The 10,084-nt window shown below is 54.2% G+C and carries 7 protein-coding genes; 2 read left to right on the top strand and 5 right to left on the bottom strand.

The window, feature by feature from the left end; translation table 11 throughout:
• From ACETWG_12340 to ACETWG_12360, 5 genes are all read right to left on the bottom strand, one after another.
• On the bottom strand, positions 1-551 hold a 551-nt coding region (locus ACETWG_12340; protein ID MFB0517376.1), incomplete at its 3' end, for a tetratricopeptide repeat protein.
• A 45-nt stretch (positions 552-596) separates the two neighbouring features.
• Positions 597-4,040, bottom strand: a complete 3,444-nt coding sequence (locus tag ACETWG_12345; GenBank protein ID MFB0517377.1) for a DUF4175 family protein — start codon at positions 4,038-4,040, stop codon at positions 597-599.
• Entirely contained in the window at positions 4,040-4,639 is a 600-nt protein-coding gene (locus ACETWG_12350) for a DUF4159 domain-containing protein (GenBank protein MFB0517378.1), read from the bottom strand. Before ACETWG_12350 ends, ACETWG_12345 begins: the two co-directional genes overlap by 1 nt.
• A 103-nt stretch (positions 4,640-4,742) precedes the next feature.
• A complete protein-coding gene (locus tag ACETWG_12355; GenBank protein ID MFB0517379.1) occupies positions 4,743-5,651 on the bottom strand; it encodes a cation diffusion facilitator family transporter in 909 nt (302 codons plus the stop codon).
• Positions 5,652-5,719: 68 nt separating this feature from the next.
• The gene (locus ACETWG_12360; GenBank protein ID MFB0517380.1) at positions 5,720-6,688 is read right to left on the bottom strand and encodes a diguanylate cyclase; all 969 of its coding nucleotides are present in this window, start codon (positions 6,686-6,688) and stop codon (positions 5,720-5,722) included.
• A gap of 125 nt (positions 6,689-6,813) precedes the next feature.
• On the opposite strand from ACETWG_12360, the gene ACETWG_12365 reads away from it, so the two are divergent.
• Entirely contained in the window at positions 6,814-8,652 is a 1,839-nt protein-coding gene (locus ACETWG_12365) for a hypothetical protein (GenBank protein ID MFB0517381.1), read from the top strand.
• A gap of 384 nt (positions 8,653-9,036) precedes the next feature.
• Positions 9,037-10,084, top strand: a 1,048-nt coding sequence (locus tag ACETWG_12370; GenBank protein ID MFB0517382.1) for a DUF3160 domain-containing protein, incomplete at its 3' end; no start/stop codon positions are given.

Below are 10,084 nucleotides of genomic sequence, written 5' to 3' on the forward strand. Positions count from 1 at the left end.
AGATAACGGAGGAACTCGTCAGTGGCCAGGTTGTAGCTAAGCCGGGCGGCGTATAGACGGCCCATGTCCGGCGCAAAGAAACTGGAATCACCCTTTATTTCCCTCAGGTGCGTGAGCAGATCGGTACCTTCATCAGTCAGGTTGTTGGCGAAAAGATGCGTAAGGACAAGCCGCTCGGCCATGTGGTTATTTGGGTACTGCTGGAGGATGCTTTCCCAGGTTAGCAATGCCTGGTTCTTGTTACCCAGGGCAAGCTGGACGTCTCCCAACTCCACCAAGCTCTGGATATCATTCGGTTGCAGGCGCAGGTGGTCGTTGATGACTTGGAGTAGCTCACTATACTGGGCGGAGTTTCGTAGCACATGTTTTAGCCGCTGGTAATACCGGATATTGCCGGGGAATTCCTTAACCAGGCGGGAATAAATCGCCAGGGCCTGTTCAGTGTTGCCGGATTGCTCCAGCTTGAGGGCGAGGTTGAATGACTGTTCCGCTTCCCGGATGGCCTGGCGGCTTTGAGGTAATCCTACGGATACTCCGGCGGCGATTATCATCAGCATCCATAATAAGTGTGTTGTTATCACTCTGGTCACGGCATCTCACTCGTTTTGGGCCTGCCAGCTGGTTAATTGCTGGAAATAGTTCTGGATGATGACCTGGTAATCCTGGGAATAGCCGGTTCGCAAGGCCTTATCCATAGCCTGCATGATGAGGTCTTCCCGTTCGCCCAGGTTGGCGGGCAGACCGGAGGGACCGGCATAGGTCAGGATTTGGGTGGGAGCCTCACCCTTGCGTTCCTCCTTGAAGTCTTGGACGGTGAGTGATTTTTGGCTATCCAGCAAACGGGTCACGATCTTTTGCTGCCGTTCCAGTGTCTGGCGCGTAACCCGGCGCCGTTGAAAGTCTTTGATTACCTCCTCCATATCCTCAAGAGCCTGACCCAGGCCACCCTGACGGCCACCACTCTGGGTGGGGAAGTCTTCCAGGACTTGTTCCAGCACCTGAGCCAGCTGCCGTTGGCGGGCCTGCAGGCGGCGCATGAGCTCGATCCGCGACATGGCGGCCATTTGCCCCAGCTGCATGCTCAGAACTTGATCATTCAGCCCTTGTTGCCCCTGGGTGAGGTTTTGCATTCGTTGCAGGAATTGTTCATACCCGGAAGCGGAACCGCTCTGCTGCATCACGGCCATGGCGTTGTTGAGGGCCATAGCTGTCTCATTGAGGGCTATCATGCCCTCCTGCTGGGCTTTCGCCGCTCCCCGGGGATCGTTGGCCTCCAGGCTCCCCACGGCCTTATGCATAGCAGCATTGGCGCGGCCCACCGTACGGCCTACCTCTGGCGTGATGTAAAATGACTGGTGGCTCAAGGCGATCAACTGTTCAATGAGTCGGGACATCCCTTTCACAAGCAGGTGCTGCCGTTCCGCAGCCTCCCGCACTCGGGGCGAACTGTGACTCATGTGCTCGGTTGTTAGAAACAGCTCCTCCTGCTGTTTTGACATGGCCAAAACGCCGCTCATGATCCGTTGAAAACGGGCCAGCATCTCACCAACCGTTGCCAGCTGGAACTGTTCCCCAATAGCAGCGGCCTCATTCTGAAGGGCCTGCAGATGGTCCCTGCTTTCTTGCAGGTTGGCCTGGCTGGCAGTCAACTGCTGATTTTGGAGGGCCCCGGTGCCCCGCTGGAGGCTGCCCTCCGTTTCCTGTGTCAGGTTGGCGTCGCGCAGGTTGTGGAGCTGTGAGGCGGCCTGGGGGCTGTAGGGTTCTACGGCTTCGGCGGCCTCACGCATGGTTTCCTTGACGGCCTCCAGGGCTCGTTCCTGCTCCTCGTGGCGGGCAGCTAAATCCTGCAAGCTCCGTGAAGGCTCAGGCGCTTCTCCACTTCGGGATCGTTTGTCTTCAATGCTATCCTGACCTTGCCCTTCGGCGGCGTTGTTCAGCTGTCTCAACAGTTGCTCTTCAATTGCTACCATCCGCTCCAGCCGCTTCACTATCTCATCCATTTTCATCTCTGCCAGGGCTAGCCGAAAGATATCCAGGAAGCGGTCAAGCTGGGCTTCAAACTCACTGGCTTGAAACTGCATGTTCTGGAGAGCGTTCTTAAGCCGCTCGGGATCCATGTTCTGCAAGGCCTCCCTCAGCTGGGCCATGGCTTCCTCCAGCTCCGGGGTCATGATTTCTTCAAGCAGATTTTGAAGCTCGTCGTACTTCTCAAGCAGTTCATCGCTGAAAAGACTATTTTCCTCGGCCTTCGTTCCCAGCTCCTGGATTTGCTTCTGAACCGATTCCATAGCTGCTATTACCTCTTCCAAAGTCTCCAGGACCTCCCTGCCTTTCTGCTGCTGCTCCCAGGAAACGTGCTCCTCGTTGCGGAACGCAAGTTCCATTTCCTCCAGGAGGGCTCTCACCTCCTCCAAGTCTTCCAGCACGGTTTCGGCAGTAGAAGCAGCTTCGTCGGAGCTCTCAGCTACCCGGGCGAATAAATCCGTTAGGGTCGGGACACGGGCGATCAGCGTACCGGAGACGGCCCTTCCCGGACCAGTGATGATATTGTTATCGTCGACTGTGATGTGGAAATTGACCTCGTCACCCGGTACCAGGTTAAGCTCGCCCAGCTCCCAGACATGCGTCACGCGCTGGCTTTTGTTGGCAGGCAGCAGCTCGGGAATGATGTGGGTGTAGATCTGATCATCTGGTGTGAGGTACTCTGGGTGATGGAGTTCGAAGGTCACCTGAGACCGGCTGAATCCAAAGTCATCAGAGACATCGAACTGGATGGGTACCATCATTGACTCGTCCAGGTCAACTGACACTATAGGTAGAATAACCGACAGCGTAGGGGGATAGTCCGGCAGGGCGGTGAAAGTGTAATGAATGGGATTGGCGTTCGTCACACCCCGTTTATCAACCACCGAAATGGTCATATCAGTAGATCGCTCAAGGGTAAAACTGCCTCGGAGCGTATGGCCATCAGCTGAAATAGGTATCTCTTCCTCGCCTAGATTCATGGTTGATGATTTCAGGGGCAGAGTGGTAGTACCCCGCAGATGGATCCGACTGCCGATGAGGGCAGTAATGTCGGCTACATTCCCTCCCATCTCTTCGGATGGTTCTCGGGTATACTCAGGTGGCGTGATCTTGAATGTCAGCTCCTCAATAACCGGACGGTCGATAATGGTAATAGTGTGAATCCGGGAGACTATTTGATCCCATGGTGAGAACCAAGCCCGGTTTGTAAACCTGGCATGGTAACGGAGATCGTCCTGCATGTTTTCTAATCGATAGGTGTAATGGTCTCTCACCAGGGGGAGACTGGTCGTGTGAACCTGGCCATAATAGTTATCCCAAACCAGGTCCACGGCTGGTGGTGCGGCACCAATGGCGGTGAAGACCACCTCTGCGGTGTCTCTCCCCAGGATTTCCATGTCTCCCGTAAGGGAGAGGAGAATAAACGGGGTTGGGACGGGGTACTCCAGGTCTGGGTGCACCAAGCGCGCTGTTGCCTGGACCATGGATCTGGGTGCGACGGCCCACGTCAGTACTAGCAGGATCACGACAATCCCCACGAGGCGCACTGGTGGTAGATACCGCCGGGGGACTAAATCATGGAAATCGAGTTCATGGAGCCGTTGGGCCACCACTCGTACCGATTCGATGACCAGGTCGGTGTTAGCACTGGACTCTTCAGCGGCGAGGCGGCGCTCCAGCTGGAGCGCATTCAGGAGCCGGTCGGGTGAGGAGGCCAACCGGTTTCCCACGCGGGCGGCAATGGAATCCATCTGGACCCATGGCCACCAGCCGCGCCAGGTGCCCAGCCACCGCAGGATAATTACAAGTACCAGTAGCAGGATCAGATCCACCAAGCCCCACATGATCACTGTCCGCGTAGTGGTGGATAGGTAAAGTTGGCGTTCATACCACACGCCCGCAGTGAACACGGAGGCCAACAACATGGCCGACAGAAGCAGGTCGCGCCCTAAAGTGAGGCGCGCCAGGTGTGAGCGGACTCGCCGAAGAGTACGCTGGATTGGCCGTTCGGTCATCACCGGCTCAGAGCGTAGGCAATGATATTGGTCCCCATTTTCAAGGCTGCCTCGCGTAGTTCAGGCGACACGTCGTGCACCTGTGGGTCTTCCCAGCCATCACCCAGATCGCATTCATAGGTATAGAAAACGATAAGCCGGCCTTCATGGAACAATCCCAGTCCCTGAGGTCGTTTGCCATCATGCTCGTGAATCTTGGGCAGCCCGTCGGGGAAGGGGAAGACAATGTTGAAAATGGGGTGATCGGGGGGTAGCTCCACCCAGTCCTTGTCGGGAAACACTTTATTCATTTCTCGCTGGAAGGCACGGTCCATGCCATAGTTGTCATCGGCGTGAAGAAACGCCCCTGCAACAAGGTGCGACCGCAACAGAGCTGCCTCTTCATCAGTGAAATGGATATTGCCGTGGCCCGTCACATAAAGATAGGTGCTCCCCCAGAAGATATCCTCGCCGATTGCCGCCCTGGCTTCCTCAGAGGCGATGCTAATACCAGTCTGTTCTCTGGCATAAGTGATCAGATTAGGTAGGGAGCTGGGATCGCCGTACCAGTCACCCCCACCCCCATACTGGAGCCTGGTGATGGTTAGAGCGCCCGGCATCGTTTGGCCCCAAACGGGGATAAATAGCAGGGGGAGAATCAAACTTACGATCCGTTCGCAAGGTAAAAGGCTGACCAAGCAGCCTCCGGGATGCCGGGTTCGCCTAGCCATAGCTCTCCCGGAAGAAGGGTGGCTCAGTCTGCAAAGTAGTATGTTCAATTCCCCACTGATCCCTTAGATAATTCTGAGTTTCTCGGAGGCACTGGGGCCAATGTCCTGATTTGACGCATTCATTACTCAGTTGAATATGGGCACTTAGCGCCAGTACTCCCGACGAAATAGACCAGATATGTAAATCGTGCAAGTCCTCAATATGTTCCCTGGATTTAAGCGCTTCCTGGACCTGGTGGTAGTCAATTTCAGGGGGTGTTCCTTCCATGAGAATATCGATAGATTTCATGAGTAGGCGCCATCCCCCGCGGAGAATGAGGACGGCGATAAGTACGCTGACGAGAGTATCTATCGGGGTCCAGCCGGTAAGAAGGATCACCCCACCAGCTACCATAGCCGCGATGGATCCCAGGGCGTCGGATATCATATGGAGATAGGCCCCTTCCAGGCTCAGATTAGCCTGACGCCCCGGACGCATAAGCAAGGCGCAGCTCAGATTGACCATGAGCCCCACCGTGGCGATGGCCAATACCGGTCCTCCGGGCACGGGTTGTGGGCTGCCAATGCGGTGGTAAGCTTCCACTAAGATATAGCCGCACAACAAGATGAGGGCCATGCCGTTGACCAGCGCACCGAGGATTTCGGCCCGTAGGTAGCCATAGGTGCGGCGGGGATCTTTAGGCTTCAGGGCCAGCCAGCTGGCAAAGAGGGCCAGGCCAATGGCACCTACATCGGTGAACATGTGTCCGGCATCGGAGAGGAGGGCCATAGAACCAGTGACCAACCCGCCACCCAGCTCCACAAGCATAAACGTAAGGTTTAGACCAAAAGCCCACCAGAGAACGCGGTGATATCTGTGCCGCTCGTCTTTAGATTGTTGTTGACGTGATACTGCGCTCATATTTTTTAAGCTACAATTTCCTGGGTGGATCAGTTAGATGTTTCGCTGCGGCGGTAACCGCAGGGGGATTAGTTTTTGCTGCTTGGCTGGGGCTGAACTTGGTTGCGGCCGTTCGCTTTAGCCTCATAAAGCCACTGGTCGCTGCGGTTAATGAATTCCTCAACAGTGGAATCGCCTTGATAATCCGCTACGCCGATGCTGACGGTAGTACCTTTTATCACTTGTCCGTTGAAGTGTAGAGCTAGTTCGGCCACCCGTTTCCGGAGTTTTTCGGCTAGAACCAGGGCTTTGATCAGGCTGGTTTCAGGGAGAAGGACCAGGAACTCTTCACCTCCATAGCGGCCTACGAAATCGCTGCCGCGGGTCTGCTTCTGCAGGATTTGGGCTACTTCCTTAAGAACGGTATCGCCAGCAACATGTCCATAGGTGTCGTTCACTTGTTTGAAATGATCGATATCGATCATCAGAATGGAGAGATTGCGATTGTAGCGCTTAGTACGCTGGGTTTCAAACTCGACCTGTTCGATGAGGGCGCGCCGTGAGAGAATATCGGTAAGAGCATCATACATGGCCATACGAGCCAGCTCTTCCTGCAACCGTTCCTTCTCTTTGCGCAGGTCCCATTTCTCCCTGGCATTCACGAGTGACTTGGTCAATTGGTCGTAGGTGAGGTAGGTTTTGGGGATGTAATCAAGGGCGCCACTTTTCATGGCTTCTACAGCAATCCGCTCGTTTCCGTCCCCGGTAATGATCACTACCGGGGCTATGTCCCGTTCCTGGATCTCCTGTAGCCACTCCATACCCGATTTTCCAGAGAGCGCCAGGTCAAGAATGACCACCTCCGGTGGGTGCCTGACCAGTTCTGAGTCCATCTGCTGGGTATTACTCGCTTCCCTGACAGTAAAGGTAATTTCCCGGGACTGTCCCAAAATACTGCTGATAAATTTGCGGTATTCCTTATTATCGTCATAGATTAATACTGCAAGAGATTCGATACCATTCGGTTTGCCATCTTGACGAGCCCTTCGCACAGGCATGGTGGTTAGTATACTTTAGATCTGGTTCGAAATTAGATAATAAGTGCTCTTGGCACGTTTATAGTGAATAATAATAATATATGCACCGATTGGAAACATCATTTTTTATCCTTAAAGTTAACACAATGACCAGCATACTAAACGTTTCACCGGGCTCTCAAAGCCATTCCATCTCAGCTTCGCGCCTCATTGTAGGCCTGGTATTTATGGCCCTGCCAGTGGTGGCCTCCGGGCAAACGCACCCCTGGCGACCTAATCCTATCGTACGGTTTTGGGATCTGCGGATCAATCCCCTGGAATTCCGCATCCCGGTTCTAGTGGCGCCCTTTGATGTCAAGGCCGGTCTGGTCCCCTATGGTGGACCGGATATGTTCCAGGCCTTCCCACTGTCGCTCTTCCAGGGGGATCAATCTGCGGTCCTTCTGGACAGCACCGAGTCGGAGATCACGTCTATTCGCACTCTCTTTTCCCGGTTTACATTCGTCTATGATCTGGATTTAGTAAAATTCAATCCCTTGCACCGTTTTTTGCCCTTCAGCTTGCTGGATGTCATGGTGGGAGTGGCTCTCCGGACCAACCAGATTCCTGTTTCCCCTTCCTTGCCTGGAAACTGGCCGGAAGGTGACTTCGAGTACCGTTTTGCACCGGTATTCCATCATGCACTGGTGAATATGACCATCGGTTACCAGCGCTCTGAGAAACGGTACGTCTACTTCCAGCTAACGCGGGGCATTGCCACCGGGAGCGTCTACCGCGCAAGCATTATCAAGCACTATCTGAAGGGTTCCGGCACCAGCTCCGACTTCGCCGTGGGGATAAAATTTTTCCGTCCGGGAGCCGGGAATATCAGGTATATGCTGGGTGCGGAGCTGCGCTACCATGGTCTGGATATTCCCGAGCTGGCAGACCCGGATCATATCTCTCCCATCGAAGGACTCCAGATGCGTTATCTGGGACTATTCTTTACCTTTGGCGCGGTTCTGGGCGGCCGAACCACTACCGCCGACCGGGCTAAGCAGGACCTGTATCGCGGTGATTACATGGCTGCTGAGGATAACCTGCGTGCCTTCCTGGATCGCCATCCGAAACATGGCAAAGTACGCCGGGCGCGAAGACTGCTGGCCCTGGCGGAAGAACTGGTTCCCTACCAGCAGGTCGACCTCGCCCAGGCTATGCAGGAACAAGGTCGACTCCAGGAAGCGCTCCGCTGGCTCGACCGGGCTGAGGCCAAGGCCGATTCCACCCTCATGCCTGCCATTGTGAAGGGAAGGGCGGAAATCGGTTATATCTACCTGCAGCATGCCGACAGTCTACTGGTTTGCAACGACCTGGAGAATACGGATCGGATCCTGCGCACCGCCCGTCAGCTGCTACCGGTAGAAGAGGACCTGGTGGATCGGTTTGATGCCGAGCTGCTCATCCGTCAGGGGCATAACTTGCGCTCACTGGGCGCTTTTACGGCGGCCCTGAAGAAATACGACCTTGCCATTGCTGCCGACACCTCCCGCAAGGTGGAGATTGAAGGCTATAAAGTACGGGTGGCTGAGGACCTTTTAAAGGAAGCCGAGATAGCCGCCGACCGCTCCGCCCTGGCCCTGGCCCTCCAGTCCCTCAAGCTCAGCCAGGCCCTGGACCCCCGGCGCAAGGTTGAACTGGACGAAATGGTCGTCGAGCTGGAAGCCCGGCTTAGACGTCTGGCGCAGGGTGAAATCCGGAGCAGTGTGGAAGACCAGCTCCAGGAGGCCCGGGAACTGCGCTATAAAGTGCCCCCTACCAAGCCGCGCATCGGCCTGCTGGTATCCCAGCTCGAAGATATCCTGGGCCCGCCCGACTATATCACCCAGGGAACCGACCGCTTCGGCGTCAATCATCAGCTATGGGAGTATAAGGGCGGGGAATATCCGGGATTGTACTACTTCGAAAACTACATCCTTACCAGGATGGAACCGATTGAGGCGCGCTAGTATATGTCTCAAGCACCTTTCACCCTGACCCTTCCAGGTCATAACGCGATGAACTATAGTCATCATCCCTCCGTTCTTAACCACTTTGCGCTCCGCCAAGCGTTCAATAGTCTCAGCTTTCTGAAATAACCGTCAACTTTCTGATAGTCGAATCTCTTCAGGGCGGCTGCGGAATCCTGTTGATTTTCGATGCTCAGGCTAAACTGCTCCTCTCAGCCTTCATTTGAGCGCCCGCTTTGGATTGCCACGTCTTCCGACCGGGCTTTCCTGGTATTTTGTTTGCTCCAACTTAGTTGTAGGCGGCATGATCATTGAGTATAGTTAAAAAGCAACGTATATTTAAAAGCGATAAGACTTTATTTCTATAAATAGGGGGAATACATAATGAGGCAGATAACGGCAGCAATTGTACTCATGGGCACCATGACTGTTCTTCCTCTGCAAGCCCAAATGCTGGCTGATATCACCAGTGATGTGGAGACTGAATTCGGCACCTATCATCCCTATCTCGTTGAGGTGATACCCTCTCTGGAAACTTATGCTGTCGAGCCTGACTTCAGTAATGTTGACGATTTTGCTCGGTTTGCGGGGACTTTCAATTCAATCGATTCGACTCTGCTCCTCCAAAACCATTTTACGGTTAGAAGAGGCAAGTATCAGCAACTGTACGATATCTATAATTCCTGCACCTGGGATGGTGTACCTATTTTTGTGACCACGGATGCGGTCCTGCATACTTATCACGTTCTTTTCGATCGTTTTCTGGCTGAGATCGAAATCCAGCATTTTGTTGAGATGCTGGGCCTGATGACAGATGCCCTCCTAGATAGCACCCAATCCGTTTTTGAGCAATCCACGCAGCCGGAGGCTCAGGGAGCGGCGCGGCGCAATCTGGCTTTTTTGAGTGTCACTGCCAGGCTGTTGAAGGGAGATGGCGTTGCCGTTCCTGAGACTGTCTCCACGCTGGTGGACTCCGAACTGGTGCTTATCGCAGACCATGATGGTTTTAATTTCTCGCCAATTTTTGGCGAGTTTTCAGCCTTGGACTACAGTCAATTTCAGCCGCGGGGGCATTATACTAAAAGCGATACGTTAAAGGCCTATTTCAAAGCCATGATGTGGTACGGCTGGACCATATTCACCATGGAGCCTGACCTATTCGGTGATCTGTCCCGCCGACATACCCTCCAGGCCTTAATGCTGGTGCAGATGCTGTACAATCTCGAGGCTGATGGTCAACCGCTTCTGGATTTATGGGCAGAAATATATGAGACCACCTGCTTCTTTGTAGGGAAAACCGATGATCCCAATGTCAGGGATTATAAAGACATTGCCGTCCAAGTGTACGGCACCGATTTTCTCACGCTATCACCGGACAGCCTGGTCAACTCCTCCCTCCTCGATGAGTTCATGACCGAAGCCCAGAAGCTGC

The sequence above is a fragment of the Candidatus Neomarinimicrobiota bacterium genome, from assembly GCA_041862535.1.
Taxonomy (GTDB): Bacteria; Fidelibacterota; Marinisomatia; order SCGC-AAA003-L08; family TS1B11.

Excerpts from the sequence above, each read along its gene's own strand:
- ACETWG_12360 (MFB0517380.1), bottom strand. The coding sequence starts at position 6,688 with ATGCCTGTGCGAAGGGCTCGTCAAGATGGCAAACCGAATGGTATCGAA.
- ACETWG_12365 (MFB0517381.1), top strand. The coding sequence starts at position 6,814 with ATGACCAGCATACTAAACGTTTCACCGGGCTCTCAAAGCCATTCCATC.
- ACETWG_12355 (MFB0517379.1), bottom strand. The coding sequence starts at position 5,651 with ATGAGCGCAGTATCACGTCAACAACAATCTAAAGACGAGCGGCACAGA.
- ACETWG_12345 (MFB0517377.1), bottom strand. The coding sequence starts at position 4,040 with ATGACCGAACGGCCAATCCAGCGTACTCTTCGGCGAGTCCGCTCACAC.
- ACETWG_12350 (MFB0517378.1), bottom strand. The coding sequence starts at position 4,639 with ATGCCGGGCGCTCTAACCATCACCAGGCTCCAGTATGGGGGTGGGGGT.